The following is a 14541-nucleotide window of genomic DNA, read 5'->3' on the forward strand; positions in this document are numbered from 1 at the left end:
GATAACCAGATACCTATACGTTTTAGCTATGGAAGGGCAATGATCAACTTTCGCCTGATCAGGCACCTCTGGCTGTTCCAGGCGGTCGCCGAGGAGCAGAGCTTCAGCCACGCCGCCAAGCGCCTGGGCATGTCCCAGCCACCCTTGACCGAGCAGATCCAGACGCTCGAACACGCACTGAAGGTCAAGTTGTTCGAGCGCTCGCGCCGGGGTGTCACGCTGACGCCGGCCGGTGCAGCCATTCTGCCGGCGGTACGCAAGTTCGCCGATCAGCTCGAACGCCTCGAACTGGCGGTGCTCGAAGCGGTATCCGGCCAGGCTGGGGTGCTGACCATCGGCGCCATCACCGCGGCGATGACCGACGTGCTGCCGCCCTTGATCGAGCGCTTCAAGCTCGATCATCCACAGATCACCGTGGCCGTCAGGGAAATCGACAGTGCCGAAGCCATCCCCGCCCTCGAAGCCGGTGATATCGATCTGGCCTTCGCGCGCCTGGAGGGCAATCTGGGCGCCTCTATCCGTTGTCTGCCGCTGACCGAAGAACGCCTGGCGGTTGCCGTGCCTCGTGATCATCCGCTTGCCGCACGACAGCGGCTGAGCTTCGCCAGTCTGGCGGACGAGCCGCTGGTGATGTCGTCCCGGCAGGTCAGCCCCAGCTACTTCGATCACCTGATCGGCGCCTGCAAGGCCAATGGCCTCAACCCTCGGGTGTTGCACGAGGTGCGTTCGGTGGCGTCGCAGATCGCCTTCGTCAGTTGTGGTCAGGGGCTGGCGCTGGTTCCCGCATCGACCCGCAAGCTGGTGCCCGACAACGTGGTGCTGAAGCCGCTGACGCCCAAGCTCAGCGTGGTCACCACCGCGGTGGTGTGGAGTCGGGTGCGCAGCAACCCTCTGGTGGATGCCTTGCTGGAGCAAATCCAGCCATAGGTTGCGGCTATGGCTGGCTTACCGGCTTCGGAATTTACAGATGGCTGACGCCGAGACACAGTGGCGCCTGCGTCCATCAGCGGAGTCCTCTCTTGTCCACGTTCCATCCCCTCACTCAGGCCCAGGTGCCCTTGAGCATCGACGGCGTCGACCTGGGTGTCGCTGCTCTTCACCGCAGCGGTGAAAAAGCGCCCATCGTCTTTCTGCACGGCTTCGGCTCCACCAAGGAGGACTACGCCGATATCGTGCTTCAGCCGCGTTTCAATGGGCACGCGCTGCTTGCCTACGATGCACCGGGTTGCGGTGAAAGTACCTGCTCGGACCTGTCGCGACTGTCGATTCCCTTGCTGGTGCAGAGCGCTGTGGCGATGCTCGAGCATTTCGCTATCGAGCGTTTCCATCTGGTGGGGCATTCCATGGGTGGGCTGACGGGGTTGATGCTGGCGCATCGGTATCCACAGCGGGTGCTGAGCTTCGTCGATATCGAGGGCAACATCGCGCCGGAAGACTGCTTTCTCAGCCGGCAGATTCACGATTACCCGCACGAGGATGCCGAAGGTTTCTTCACCGACTTCATCGAACGCACCCGCCGTGCCCCGGCTTACGCCAGCGCGCTGTATGCCGCCAGCCTGCGCCACAAGGTACGGGCCGGGGCGGTGCGGGGGATCTTCGAATCGATGGTCGAGCTGTCTGATCAGGGGCAACTGATGGATAAATTCCTTGGCTTGCCGCTGCCGAAGATGTTCATGTACGGCGACCAGAACGCCTCGTTGTCGTACCTGGCGCATATCCAGCGCCACGGCGTGGTGCTGGCGCAGATCCCCGATTGCGGGCACTTCCCGATGTACTCCAACCCGCAGGTGATGTGGGCGCGGATTGCCCATCTGCAAGGCCTTGCTGCCGATTGAGCGACGATGAACCCACTGTACAGCTTCTATTCCCGCAGCCTGGCCAACGGCAGCCTGTTCGCCGTCCTGGCAGCAGCGGGGTTCAGCCTCAAGGCGATCTTCGTGAAATTGTCCTACGCGGCAGGCAGCGTCGATGCGCTCGGCCTGTTGGCCATGCGCATGGGCCTTTCACTGCCGCTGTTCTTGCTGCTCGGCTGGTTGAGCCGCCGGGAAGGGCGTAGCGCACTCACGGTTCAGGACACGCTGCGGGTCCTGTGGCTGGGGCTGGTCGGCTACTACCTGTCCAGCCTGTTCGACTTCTATGGCCTGGAGTACATCAGTGCCGGGCTCGAACGGTTGATTCTCTTCACCTACCCGACGCTCGTTCTGCTGTTCCAGATGATCGCCCTGCGGGAGCGCCCGACCCGCCGCACGTTGCTGGCATCGGCCATCTGTTATGCAGGGCTGGGCGTTGCGTTCATCCATGATATTGGCACGGTTGGCTTCAGTGTGGAGGTCATCAAGGGCGTGGCCTGGGTGTTCGCCAGTGCCGTGACCTACGCACTGTATTACCTGGGCGCTGGCCTGATGGTCGGTCGTCTGGGTTCCATGCGCCTGGCCGCGCTGGCTGGCAGCACCTCGGCGGTGATGGTGCTGGTGCATTTCAGCATCAGTTCCGACGCGGCCGCGCTGGCCGAACTGCCGGTGGCGATATGGGGCTATGCGGCGCTGATGGCGCTGCTATCGACGGTCCTGCCAATCTACTGGATGGCGCTGGCCATTCAGCGCCTCGGTGCGACGCAGACCGCGGCGATCGGCAATCTGGGGCCTTTGCTGACGGTGCTGGTGTCCTGGGCGGTGTTGAGCGAGGCGATTTCGCTCTACCAGCTAGCGGGTTTGGCCCTGGTGCTGTTCGGCGTGTCCCAGCTCAAGTCGTCTCAGGCCGCCAGGTAATCGCCGGCAGCGCTTGCTGAACGCAGGTGATCAAGCCTGCTGCGGGCGGCCTTCGGCGAAATACAGTTCGAGCAGTTTGCGCGAGGGTTTCTTGACGTCCTTGTCCAGGTCGACCGATGAGAACCAGCGGCAGTCGGCGATCTCGTTCTGCGGCCTGGCGTCCAGTGCTTCTGGCACCGTTACGCGGAAGACATGGTGGGGGCGGCTGTCGAACTCGTGCAGGGCGAGGAACTCCAGCGCCTGGCTATCCAGCCCGGTTTCTTCGAACAGCTCGCGAAGCGCCGCTTCCGCCGGCCGCTCGTTCGCTTCGATCTTGCCGCCCGGCAGTGTCCATTTTTCTTCGGCCTTGCGCACCAGCAGAACCTTGCCGTGTTGCTGGCAGATGACGGTAGCGCGATGTTTGGCGGATTTGATCATGGGTATTCCAGACTTCGTGTGCGGTGTTCATACAGGGCGTCGAAACGCCAGAAAGTTCGGACTGTTTATGCAGCCTACTCTTTAATTGCATGCGTGGAATAACCGCATGGCAGACAGCTGCGACGATGATTTCAGAAATGTCGTCACAGGCGCGTCGAGTGCATCACGCTCGGTGCCTGCCAGTGTCGAGAATTGTGCGCTGCAGCCATTGCGGTGAGCAGTAAGAGCAACAAGAGCAGCGAGGCGGCCGCACGGCCAGCCCAGCAGTGAAGACCGCGGGCAGGACGCCGCGTCACTGGAAGGGCAGGTGCCTGCCCAGGGCAAAGCGACCCGGACCACCGATCGCCAGTGTGGTGAAGACGATTGCCAGCAGCCAGGCGAACTGGCCCTCGGCCAGGCTCCATTGGGGATGTACCAGTGCCAGGGAGACCAGCAGCACCGCGAGGATCGGCAGGCTGGCGAGTCGGGTGAAGGGACCGAAGATGATCAGCAGCGGGCACACGACCTCGGCGAATAGCGCCAGGGCAAGGGTGATGACCGGTCCGAGGCCCAGCGGGTCTTCGATCGAGCCGAGTTCTGCCTGCATGTTCGTCAGCTTCGGCAGGCCGTGTACTGCCAGCAATAGCAGGCTGCCAGAGACCCGCAGAAAGAGCAGAGCCCAATCGCTGCGTACCTTGATCGGAGTAGGGAGCATCGTGAACCTCCACGCAAAAGGAGCTGTCACTCTGAGCTGCGCGGTGGTCGGCGTCTTGTATGGCTGTGCGCGTTCTCTACGGACTCGCCTTCCTTGCGATTGACCGGTTGTCTGGTGGCTCTGTCGATGCGTTATATGAAACCATTTTACGTACGAATAAGTAGGTATTGTTTTTCATGAGCGATGATGTCCAGAACAACGCTGTTGTTTATGCAGAACGGCAGGCTTTCAACGCTTCATGGTTTGCTTGAAACCATGAAGCTGGAAAATAGAGGGGCGGCTTACATGGCGCGTATTTCGAGTGATGTATCGACTTCGCGGATTTCCAGAGCATCTTTGTTTTCAAAGCAGGGGGTGCCGGTGATGGTGAGCGATTCCATTGTCAGTGGATTGGTGAGCTCGATTGTCAGCAGGAAGGGTGATTCAGTTGGTCGTTGTTCAACGATCGGGTTGAAGAAGTTGTAAAGTGCGTAGATTGCGTCCAAGCAGAGTGTCTTGATCATTTTGTTTATTCTTCGGTTACGGGAGCGATAGGGATTGTTCAGGCCGAGTGGCCTGTATATGAAACTTGCACGTTGACTCGGTAGTGCGCGTGGCGATACGGCAGCTGACACCATGGCCGGTCAAGCCAGAATGGCAGGCTTTGGGTTGGCCTGGGGCGAATCGGCTCCAGAGGCTAGGCCCGCATGTGGTGGGCCGTTGCCGCCCTCAACTAGGAGGAGCGTTTACCACCGCCGCCATGGCTGTTCTGGCCACCTTTGCGGCCTGCTTCCGCTGCCTTCTCACGATCATTGGCAAAGTTGCCGCCACTTTGCTGACCGCCCTTACGGCCTGCCTCTGACGCTTTGGCGCGGTCATTGGCAAAGTTTCCAGGATTGCTGTTAGCCATTTTTGTATCTCCTGATGAGTGGGTGTACGAGGGGTTCGCCCTCCCGTGTACTAAGCAACTTTCCAGCGCTTCGTTCTAGCGAAATCTTTTATATAAGACGGACGGTATAGTCGTGCTGAAGTATTGACTTCTTGCAGTCGGCTAAGTGCTCTACCGCACTGACTAAACCCGCTGGAGGGGGCTTTGAAGTGTGCCTCTTCACGCGGGGAAGACTGTTTTCATGGAGGAAAAATACGGGTGTAGAAAAGTTCGATTTTTTGACGCCGGTATTGAGACTCTTGTCTGGTTTTTTACAGCTTTTTTATTCGATGGACAAAAAAACAGCGCCAACTTATTTGCGTGGTCGTGCACTGTTTCGGATGCGCCCGGGTGTAAGTAAACGACAGGCAGGGTGCCAATAGTCGCTCGCTCCCACTGCCCTTGCGTCAGGTTGCGAAAGGGCAGGCCCGTCCAGCGGTTGCAGCGCATGGGCCGTCCGCAAAGCCAGCAAGCGCCGATACCGTTTTCGGTCAGGTTCGATCAATCAGGGGGGGAGGCACCTTTGGCATTGACGAGCTGCGCCAGGCGGATGGCGATGTCGCGACGGCGGAAGGGTTTGGCCAGCACCTCGAAGTCGCTGATCTGCGTCGGAGTCAGGCTGGCGTAACCGGTGATGATCAACACAGGCAGGTCAGGCATGCTCTGTCTCAGTTCCTGAGCGAGCTGTGCGCCTGTCTTGTTCGCCATGACGTGATCGGTCACCAGCACGTCAGGTTTCAACCCGCCCTCTATCAGTTTCAGCGCTGCGGCAGCCGAACAGGTCTCCGTCACCTCGTAGCCGAGATCATGCAGGTGCAGGCTGGTGGTGTCGCGCACCAGGTTCTCGTCATCCACCAGCAGAACGTGGGTGGGGCGTGGCGCCCTTGGCGCGTCTTCCTCGGTCGAACTGGTGTCGCGGGTGGCCGGTGTATCGGCGATTGGCAACCACAGGCTCACGCGCGTGCCCTGGCCCACCTGCGAGACGATATCGAATCCGCCTCCTGACTGTACGAGCAGGCCCTGTACCATGGGCAGGCCAAGGCCTGTGCCCTTGCCGACATCCTTGGTGGAGTAGAAGGGCTCGATGCAGCGGCGCAGGGTTTCCTCGTCCATCCCGCTGCCGCTGTCTTCCACCCGCAAATGCACGTACTGGCCGGCACTCAGGCTCTCCACGGTGCCGTCGGCCAGTGCGTCGAGCTCGGCGGTTATTTTCAGCCGGCCGCCGTCGAGCATGGCGTCGCGGGCATTGACCGTCAGGTTGAGAATGGCCAGTTCCAGTTGATGCGGGTCGATGAAGACGGTCGGCATCTCGGCAGGAATATCGATGCACACCTCGGTAGTCGGTCCGAGCGAGCGTTGGATCAGGTCGCGCATTTCGCCGATCACCGTTGCTAGGCTGACCGCCTGGGGCTTGAGCGTTTGTCGGCGCGCGAAGGTAAGCAGCCGCTCCACCAGAATGCGCGCACGATCGGCTGCCTGCAGGGCGCCATCCACCAGTTTGCTGGCGCGCTCGTCCGGCACCCGACGACGAATCAGCTCCAGGGACGCCATGATGGGCGTCAGCAGGTTGTTGAAGTCGTGAGCGAAGCCGCCGGTAAGCTGGCCGACCAGTTCCATCTTGTGCGCTTCGTGGAGCTGTGCGATGGCCGCTTCACGTTGCGCAACCATATCGGCTACATGGTCTTCCAGGCCCTCGTTCAAGGCGCGCAGCTCCGCTTCGGCTCGCATGCGCTCACTGATATCCACACAGACGCAGATGGTCCCGGTGACGTGACGCTGCTCGTCCAGCAGCGGTGTGATGTGGTTCTGTGTCCACACGGTCGTGCCGTCGGGACGATTGTGCGGACGGGTGCTCTCGAACTGCTGCCCGCGCCGCAGGCTGCGCTCGCAGGCAGACGCGACGCGTGAGGTTTCACCTGGCTGGCCGAGGTCGTACAGACCCTGGCCGAGCAATTCTTCGCGGCTGCGGCCGACGATTTCGCAGTAACGGTCATTGACCCGAACCAGTGCCCAGGCGTCGTCGCACACGGCAATGCCCGCGCTGGCCTGGTCGAACATGGCCGACAATTGTGCCGAGCTGGCGCGCAATGCAGCTTCGGCCTGGGCGCGGGTAATCCAGGCCCAGGCCAGTTTTGCGGTTTCTTCGGCCAGTTGCGCTTCGTGATCGGTGCATCCGTGGCCGTACTCGTGCTCGATCACCAGTACGGCTTCGAGCGCGTGATGAAGCACCACTGGAACGTGCAGCGCAGCTTGCTGATTTTCATCGCCTGGGCGCAGCAGGGGCTGGCCCGAGCGTAGAAGATCGATTTCCGATGCTTCGTAATGCTCGCCGCCGGAGGCACCATCGTGCTGGGTGGGGTAGCGCTGTTTGACGGCGAACGTCGTGCCATCACCCTGATTTTGCGCGAAGGATACCCGCGAAGCCTTCAGTTCGTCGGTGAGCCTGCGCAGGACGAGTGCTTCCACGCTGTCGGGATCGTTGATCGACGGCAACGCCTGCCCGAGTTCGAGCAGAAACGTCTGGCGGCGCTCGAACTGCACGCGCTCGGTGGTCTCACTGACGATACACAGCACGCCACCGACCGAACCATCCGCCTCGCGCACCGCCGAGTAGGACACGTCGAAATAGACGGTTTCGCCACGGCCGTGGCGCTCGATGTAGAAGGGGCGGTCCTTGGCTGCGAAGGTTTCGCCGGTTTCGCGCACCCCGCGCAGCAAAGGCTCGAGGTCATCCCACAGCTCTGTCCAGCTTTCCACGGCCGGCCGGCCCAGTGCGCGCGGGTGCTTGTCGCCAATGGTGGGGGCATAGGCATCGTTGTACAGGGCGATGTAGTCGGGCCCCCACAGCAATGCGATCTGCGCCTTTACCGGAAGTACGGTGGCCATGAGCGTCTTGAGGCTCGGCGACCACTGGGCAGGAGAGCCGAGTGGCGAGTTCATGCCATTGCCGCTTTGCAGCAATTCGCCGATTTTCCCGCCGCTGGCCAGGAAGTCGAAGCGCTCGATTGCGCTGTCTCGGGGTGCGGTCTTGGTCAACTGATCCATATCATCAAGGCGAGCACTGTAATTGAGGGGCGAGGCGCTTCAGGCCTCGCCTTTAAGAGGTGTGAAGCGCTATTTACGTTCCACTGGTTTTTGACGTTTGTGACGTCATGCCGCCCCGGCGTGTCAGTGCCGCCTGGCGCTCGTCTGCGGGGAGCTGGAGAGGTGCGCCTCGCTCGGCGTCACGGCACTATCGGTCTGCGCTTTTCTTGGCGGGTTTTGCGGTCTGGTTGACCAGGTAACTGCGGCGAATGCGTTCGACTTCGCCGCTGCGGACCAGCCCCTCCAGAGCGGTATTGAGCTCAGGTAGTCGATCGGCGTGCTGCCTTTGCAGTTTGATCACCAGGGGTGCTTCGCTGAGTTTGGCACCGCGGGCGAAGCGTCCAGGCTCGAGATGGCGCGCGGAGAGCAGGTCGGTGAATACATCGTCTACCACTGCAATGGCGTCCACCCGGCCAAGCATCAGCAGATCCAGCAACGCAGGCTCGCGTGAGGTTTCCACTTTCATCAGCCGTTTGTCTCTGAGTGGAGCATCCAGAGTCTGGTAGGTGTAGCCCCGCACGATGCCAATGCGCAGGCCCTGCAATTCACCGAGTGACAATTGCCGCGCCGGGTGGTCTTTTAGGAAGTACAGGTATTCGCGAACGTGCAGATAGGGCTGCGAATACACGAAGCGTTCGCTGGCATTCGCCGAATTCCACTGTGGTGAGTCGGCGTAATTGAGATCCAGGTGGCCTTCGTCGAGCAGCAGATTGAGACGGTTGGCGGGGTAGAACACGAATTCGACCTGCAAGCCGCTCTGCTTCATGACCTTGCGAACGATGTCCACGGCAATGCCGGTGGCCTGTCCATCGGCATCTTCAAAGCTGTAAGGGTGCCACTGTGCGCCGCCACCCAGCAGGGTTTGCGCCGAGCTCGCGCTGCACCATAGCGCGATCAGCAGAGCGTAGCTGTGCAGCACGCGGCAACGTCTCATGGAAACCTCATGACATCCCTGTTGATAGGGCGCCAGTTTAAACCAGCAGCATGGCGGATTGATGTCGACTGGACGGCGATATGCGGTGATTCTGCAGGGATCATGCCTTGTTGGCTCAATGCGTATGGTTCCTAACCGCCAAACGGTCAGAAACTTTGAGGCAACTCTCTGCTCGTGGTGATGTCATTTCGTTATCATCTGCCGTGTCATCTGTGTCACGTGGAACCCGGCCCCGTTTTTAGCGACAAGTGAGAGAAAGAACGATGTTGGCGCCCAACCCACCCCTTCCGTTGAATGAGTTGAGCCGGCAGGCACTGCTCGATGAGCATCCGTGCCTCCTCGAACAGAGCGCCGACCCATTTCTCGACGAAGTGGTGAAGATGGCGGCGATGTACTTCAAGACGCCCATCTCGCTGATCACCATTCTCGACCGCAAGCGTCAGTGGTTCCGCGCCCGCGTGGGTACCGAGCTGCAGGAAACGCCGCGCAGCGATTCGTTCTGCGCCTACAGCGTGGCGATCGGTGAGAGCGTCGAGGTGTGCGACGCCACGCTCGACCCACGTTTTCGCTGCAATCCGCTGGTCACCGGCGATCCTGGCATTCGCTATTACGCTGGCGTACCCCTGGCCCTGGATAACGGCATCATCCTTGGCAACCTGTGCGTGATCGACACCGAGCCGCGGCAGCCGATGTCGGCGGGCGACATGGCCATGCTGCAGCAAATGGGGCGCCTGGCCATGAGTCGTCTCAATGAATTGCGTATAGCCGCTTTCACCGATGGCGCCACCGGGCTGTTCAACCACGCCAAGCTGGATGAAGACATCTCCGATGCGCTGAGCAAGGGCGATAGCCCGTTGGCCCTGGCCATCGAGCTGGTTTCGCCAGCGCAGTTGAACGACATGCTCAAATCCCTGGGCTTCCGCTTCCTCACCGACTTCACCCTGGCGGTCAGGGACACCCTGCGTGCCTTGCTGCCCCACGGCTGGGAGCTCTACAAGATCAGCGCGCTGCGTTTTGCCTGCAGCGTGCCGGCCAGCCAGCAGGAGCAGGCCGAGGCCGTGTTCCGGCAACTGGTTGACGCGTTCAGCAAACCCATTCACTGCCAGGGCCTACCGGTGCTGCCGCAGATCGGCGTGGGCGTGCTGCGCCTCAGTGCAGACGAGCTGCCGGCTGACTGGATGCGTCTGATCGTCTGTGCGGCTGACGAGGCGCGCACTTCGGGCCGTGGCTGGGCCTACTACGACCACCAGATGGATGTCGCCCAGCAACGCAGTACCCGTTTGCTCAATGACCTGGCCGACGCGGTGCGCGCCGACGACCAACTGCGCCTGGTGTACCAGCCGCGTGTCGACCTGCATAGCGGCGCCTGCATGTCCGTCGAAGCGTTGCTGCGCTGGACGCATCCGACGCTGGGCGAGATCGGCCCTGCCGAATTCATTCCCTTGGCCGAGAAGACCGTGCTGATCCACGCTGTCAGTTTCTGGGTCATCAACCAGGCGATCACGCAGATCATCACCTGGCGCCAGAGCGGTCTCGATCTCAAGGTCGCCATCAATGTCTCCGCTGCTGATCTCAATAACGATCACCTGGCCGACGAGATTATCCGTCTGCTGGCCCGCCACGAACTGAACGGTTCCTGCCTGGAAGTGGAATTCACCGAGAGCGCGCTGGTCGGGGATCTCTCGGTAGTGATTTCGCAGCTCGAACGTCTCAAGGCGATTGGTGTGGACATCGCCATCGACGACTTCGGCAGCGGCTACAGCAACTGGTCCTACCTGCGCGATATCCCGGCCGACACGGTGAAGCTCGATCGTTCGTTCATGGATGACCTGCGCCCCGGTCAGAAGGACTGGAACATCGTTCGCGCACTGATCAGCCTGGCCACGGAACTGGATCAGCGGGTGGTCGCGGAAGGCATCGAAACCGAGCAAACGCTGCAGATCCTGCGTGAGTGGGGGTGCCAGGAGGCCCAGGGCTACTTTATCTCTCGCCCATTGGAAGCGCCGGCGTTGGTTGCCTGGCTGAATGCGAAAGCGGGTGTTCGTGTCAGCGAGCAGGGAATCGTGATTTGAAGCGCGAGGCCTTGATTGCCCCCCAGGGGAGTGGGGTTTTCAGGTGTGCAAGCTGATAGCATCGACAGGCGCCGCCCAATAACGAGCTCCCGCCATGGCACTCCACCTCTGGTTCACCTTCTTCCTGGCCTATCTGGCCACCACGCTGACGCCTGGGCCGAACGTGCTGCTGGTGGTGCGCAATGCGCTGCGCCATGGGGGCGACGCTGGTCGGCAACCTGACGGCCCAATTGCTGGTCACTACCGGCGTTGCCCTGGGCGTCGGTGCGCTACTGGTTGCCATGCCCACGGCGTTTCTGGCCCTGAAGATCGTCGGTGCCGGCTACCTGATCTACCTGGGGGCACGCCAACTGCTCAGCCGCAGTGCGGGCACCCATGCGCTGACGGTCGCGCACCACAGCCCCGTAGCGAAATGGCGCATCACCGGCGAGGCGTTTCTGGTGTCGGTCAGCAACCCCAAATCGATGATCTTTCTCTGTGCCTTCCTGCCGCAGTTTCTGCAGGCGGATCGTTCCGTGCCGGTGCAATTCGCAGTCATGTACCTGACCATCGCCGCGGTCGTGGTCAGCGTGCATTCGGTGTACTGCTACACCGCGTTTCGCTTCAGCAAACGCCTCGGTGCTGCGTATTGGGTCGCAGCGATCAAGCGTTTGAGCGGGGCGCTGTTTATCGGGCTTGGGGTTCGCCTGCTCTCGGTTCGGGCGTAGCAAGCGCGCGTTCACGTGGGCTGGAAAGCAGAACGCCGACCCTTTCAGGTCGGCGTTCTTTATTGCCAGGCCAAATGATCAGCCTGCTTGGTGCAACATCTAATTTTTCAGCGCTTTATCCGCAGGCTGGCTGTAGGTTTCGGCGCAACTGATGTGATCGCTGCCGTCCCAGCACTCGACGTTCTTCAGGTCCGGCATGTCGTCACGGTGGAACACCGGCTCCACACCTTTGCGGCGCTGTGCGTTGTAGTGGCTGAGCAGACGGGCAGCGATACCGGCCAGCGGCACGATGGCGACCAGGTTGGTCAGTGCCAGCAACGGCATGAACACATCGGCCATCGCCCAGACCACCGACACCTTCGCCACCGAACCGATCAGCACGAAGGCCATCACCAGCACGCGAAACAGGTTCAGGCACAGCTTGTTGCCGAATATGTACTGGATGTTCGACTCGCCGTAGTAGTAATTGCCGATCACCGAGGTGAAGGCGAACAGCAGAATGGCGAAGGTCAGGTAATGAATCGCCCAGCTGCCGAGCTGCTCGGCCAGCGCCCATTGCGTCAGGCTGGCACCCAGGGCGGCATCACCGTAGGCATGGCCCGGGTCGGCCAGGAGGATGATCAGCGCCGTCATGGTGCAGATGACCAGGGTGTCGAAGTACACGCCCAGGGTCTGCACCAGGCCCTGTTTGACCGGGTGCGAGACCGATGCCGTGGCGCTGGCATTGGGCACCGAGCCCATGCCCGCTTCGTTGGAGAACAGGCCACGGCGCACGCCCATCATGATCGCCGCGCCGATGCCGCCACCGGCAATCTCGCGCCAGCCAAAGGCGTGGGCGACGATATCGGCGAATACGGCTGGCACGTCGCCGATGTTGAGGACGATCACCACCAGGCCGATGCCCAGGTACATCACCGCCATCACTGGCACCACGGTCACCGAGACCTTGGAAATGGTCTGCACGCCGCCGAAGATGATCACCCCGGTGAGCAGCGTGAGCGCGATACCGACGCCCCAGGCCAGCGTCTGACTGCCGCCTTCGCCGCCGAACGACGTCTGCATGGCATCGACGATGGAGTTGGCCTGCACCGAGTTGAACACCAGCCCATACGTGATGCTGATCATCACCGCGAACACCACCGCCAGCCAGCGCCAGCCCAGCGCGCGCTGGATGTAGTAGGCCGGGCCACCGTGGTAGCGGTACTGCTTGTCCGACTTGTACAACTGCCCCAGGGTCGACTCCACGAACGATGTCGCGCCGCCTACCAGGGCTACCATCCACATCCAGAACACCGCACCCGGCCCACCGAGGGCGATCGCCGTGGCCACCCCGGCGATATTGCCGGTGCCGACCCGCGACGCGGCGGAAATGGTGAAAGCCTTGAAGGAGGAGATCGCCTCCTTGTCGCCGTGGTTACGTTCGAGAATGACCCGAAACATCTCGGGGATCATCCGCAGCTGCACGCCACGGCACACGTAAGTCAGATAGACGCCGCTGAGCAGCAGCATGGGAATGGCAAGGTAAGTCCAGAGCAGGCCGGAGAAGGCATCGAGCAACGCAGACACAGGCGTCTTCCTTTGGTCGTCTTATTCGAAAGGGCGCGAGGATAGGCCAATACGCCCAAATTCCCAAACCCGATGCCGCTGACGGCAGGCCGATAAGCCCCTTTCCCTTACCCGCAGCGGTACTGCTTAGGGCCGGGAAGGGCGCGATGGTTCAGGTAAACGAAGCGGCGAGGGAGGGGCGTATCCGCTGTGGAGAGCGCTTTATGCGATGAGGTGGTGGACAAGCTTCGCGTTGTCCACCCTACGAAAGTGGGGCGAAGCGGCCTCTGCCTGCAATCGAGCTTTACTGAGCAACCAGCACCTTGTCGAGCAACTCGTAACCCGCTCTGTCGGCGTAGCCTCGGCTGCGGTAGAACCTGCGTGCGGGCTCGTTATCCCGTGACAGTTGCAGCGCGATATTGGTGTAGCCCCGGCGTGCGAACTCGGACTCGGCGACGGTCAGCAGCTCTGCCCCGACTCCGCTTCCGCGCTGTGATGACAGCACGAAGAATTCGTCGATCTCTGCGGTGAGCCCGAGGTATTCGAGGCTGAATACCTGAACGGCGAGTAGATAACCCACTGCGGCACCGTCCACCCGTGCAATCCAGCCAGCCCCCAACTCCGGGGTGGATAGCAGGCGAGTGAGCTGGATGGCGACGCGGGTCTGATCGAAGCCGGTAATGCCCTCGAACTCCCAGTAGCTGGCCACCAGGGGGAGCAGGGCCGGTACGTCGTTTGGGGTCGCTTGCTGTATGCGCATCATGTTCTGGATCAGCCTGCTGATAGTGGCCTGGGAGACTTCGGGAAATACGGCATGACAGGCCGTCAGCCGCGCTGGTTCGTCCGTGGTCCGGGTATCGGCAGGATGATAGCGTCGTATCGGCGTAGTACGCACTCTACTGGGTAGGTTGGTTGCATCGTGACGAGTGCTACCTCGTGCAGTCGATGGCTCCCAAACTACCCGCAGATCCAGGCTCAGGGAATCAGCTTGGCTTCGCGCAGGTGCTCGAATACAGCGAAGGAGGCATCGTTGCTGGCCTGATAGTCGAGGAAGCCCAGCTTACGGCTTTTTTGATCGTTCCCACGCTCTGCGTGGTAATGCATTGGTGGGACGCTCTGCGTCCATGCATCGTTCTCTGAGCTCGCAAATCGTGGCGCGGAGCGCCACAGACTGAATTCCCACGCAGAGCGTGGGAACTATCGCAGGTAGAGCCCAAAGATAACCAACGGGTTCTCAGGGAATCAGCTTGGCGTCGCGCAGGTGCTCGAATACGGCGAAGAAGGCGTCGTCGCTGGCCTGGTAGTCGAGGAAGCCCAGCTTGCGGCTTTTGTGATCGTTCCCACGCTCTGCGTGGTAATGCATTGGTGGGACGCTCTGCGTCCATGCATCGTTCTCTGCGCTCGCAAATCGTG

15 protein-coding genes are annotated in these 14541 nt (G+C 61.3%); 5 read left to right on the forward strand and 10 right to left on the reverse strand.

From position 1 onward, the window contains the following. The first annotated feature begins 39 nt into the window (after positions 1-39). The 3 genes from FHR27_RS02505 (at position 40) to FHR27_RS02515 (ending at position 2768) form a co-directional block, all read left to right on the forward strand. Positions 40-927, forward strand: a complete 888-nt coding sequence (locus tag FHR27_RS02505) for a LysR family transcriptional regulator (RefSeq protein WP_179537694.1) — start codon at positions 40-42, stop codon at positions 925-927. A 92-nt stretch (positions 928-1019) separates the two neighbouring features. Next, positions 1020-1835, forward strand: a complete 816-nt coding sequence (locus FHR27_RS02510) for an alpha/beta fold hydrolase (RefSeq protein ID WP_042552202.1) — start codon at positions 1020-1022, stop codon at positions 1833-1835. Between the two features lie 6 nt (positions 1836-1841). Then, positions 1842-2768, forward strand: a complete 927-nt coding sequence (locus FHR27_RS02515) for a DMT family transporter (protein WP_179537695.1) — start codon at positions 1842-1844, stop codon at positions 2766-2768. A gap of 30 nt (positions 2769-2798) precedes the next feature. Here FHR27_RS02515 and FHR27_RS02520 read toward each other — a convergent pair whose 3' ends face one another. From FHR27_RS02520 to FHR27_RS02545, 6 genes are all read right to left on the reverse strand, one after another. Next, on the reverse strand, positions 2799-3185 hold the full coding sequence (locus FHR27_RS02520; RefSeq protein ID WP_042552204.1) for an NUDIX hydrolase: 387 nt from the start codon (positions 3183-3185) through the stop codon (positions 2799-2801). A 292-nt stretch (positions 3186-3477) separates the two neighbouring features. Further along, positions 3478-3879, reverse strand: coding sequence for a DoxX family protein (locus FHR27_RS02525; protein ID WP_179537696.1), 402 nt, complete (start codon positions 3877-3879; stop codon positions 3478-3480). A gap of 281 nt (positions 3880-4160) precedes the next feature. Then, positions 4161-4382 carry a hypothetical protein gene (locus FHR27_RS02530; protein WP_179537697.1) on the reverse strand — a complete coding sequence of 74 codons (222 nt, stop codon included), beginning with the start codon at positions 4380-4382 and terminating at the stop codon, positions 4161-4163. A gap of 209 nt (positions 4383-4591) precedes the next feature. Then, on the reverse strand, positions 4592-4768 hold the full coding sequence (locus FHR27_RS02535; protein WP_042552207.1) for a general stress protein: 177 nt from the start codon (positions 4766-4768) through the stop codon (positions 4592-4594). Between the two features lie 519 nt (positions 4769-5287). Continuing rightward, positions 5288-7831, reverse strand: coding sequence for a PAS domain-containing protein (locus tag FHR27_RS02540; RefSeq protein WP_179537698.1), 2544 nt, complete (start codon positions 7829-7831; stop codon positions 5288-5290). Positions 7832-8018: 187 nt separating this feature from the next. Then, positions 8019-8804, reverse strand: a complete 786-nt coding sequence (locus tag FHR27_RS02545) for a substrate-binding periplasmic protein (protein WP_042552209.1) — start codon at positions 8802-8804, stop codon at positions 8019-8021. A gap of 263 nt (positions 8805-9067) precedes the next feature. On the opposite strand from FHR27_RS02545, the gene FHR27_RS02550 reads away from it, so the two are divergent. Beyond that, positions 9068-10876 (forward strand): sensor domain-containing phosphodiesterase, encoded by a 1809-nt coding sequence (locus tag FHR27_RS02550; RefSeq protein ID WP_042552210.1) that lies wholly within the window; start codon positions 9068-9070, stop codon positions 10874-10876. A gap of 182 nt (positions 10877-11058) precedes the next feature. Next, positions 11059-11583, forward strand: coding sequence for a LysE family translocator (locus FHR27_RS02555; RefSeq protein ID WP_257026792.1), 525 nt, complete (start codon positions 11059-11061; stop codon positions 11581-11583). Positions 11584-11682: 99 nt separating this feature from the next. On the opposite strand, the gene FHR27_RS02560 is transcribed toward FHR27_RS02555, so the two are convergent. The 4 genes from FHR27_RS02560 to FHR27_RS26800 all read right to left on the reverse strand — a co-directional run bounded on the left by FHR27_RS02560 (position 11683) and on the right by FHR27_RS26800 (position 14491). Then, entirely contained in the window at positions 11683-13149 is a 1467-nt protein-coding gene (locus FHR27_RS02560) for an alanine/glycine:cation symporter family protein (RefSeq protein WP_179537699.1), read from the reverse strand. A gap of 283 nt (positions 13150-13432) precedes the next feature. Then, positions 13433-13891 carry a GNAT family N-acetyltransferase gene (locus FHR27_RS02565; protein ID WP_042552213.1) on the reverse strand — a complete coding sequence of 153 codons (459 nt, stop codon included), beginning with the start codon at positions 13889-13891 and terminating at the stop codon, positions 13433-13435. A 212-nt stretch (positions 13892-14103) separates the two neighbouring features. Then, entirely contained in the window at positions 14104-14232 is a 129-nt protein-coding gene (locus FHR27_RS26795) for a hypothetical protein (protein ID WP_257026793.1), read from the reverse strand. A 130-nt stretch (positions 14233-14362) separates the two neighbouring features. Beyond that, on the reverse strand, positions 14363-14491 hold the full coding sequence (locus tag FHR27_RS26800; RefSeq protein WP_257026794.1) for a hypothetical protein: 129 nt from the start codon (positions 14489-14491) through the stop codon (positions 14363-14365). Positions 14492-14541 lie beyond the last annotated feature (50 nt).

The sequence above is a fragment of the Pseudomonas flavescens genome (assembly GCF_013408425.1).
In the GTDB taxonomy this organism is placed as follows: domain Bacteria; phylum Pseudomonadota; class Gammaproteobacteria; order Pseudomonadales; family Pseudomonadaceae; genus Aquipseudomonas; species Aquipseudomonas fulva_A.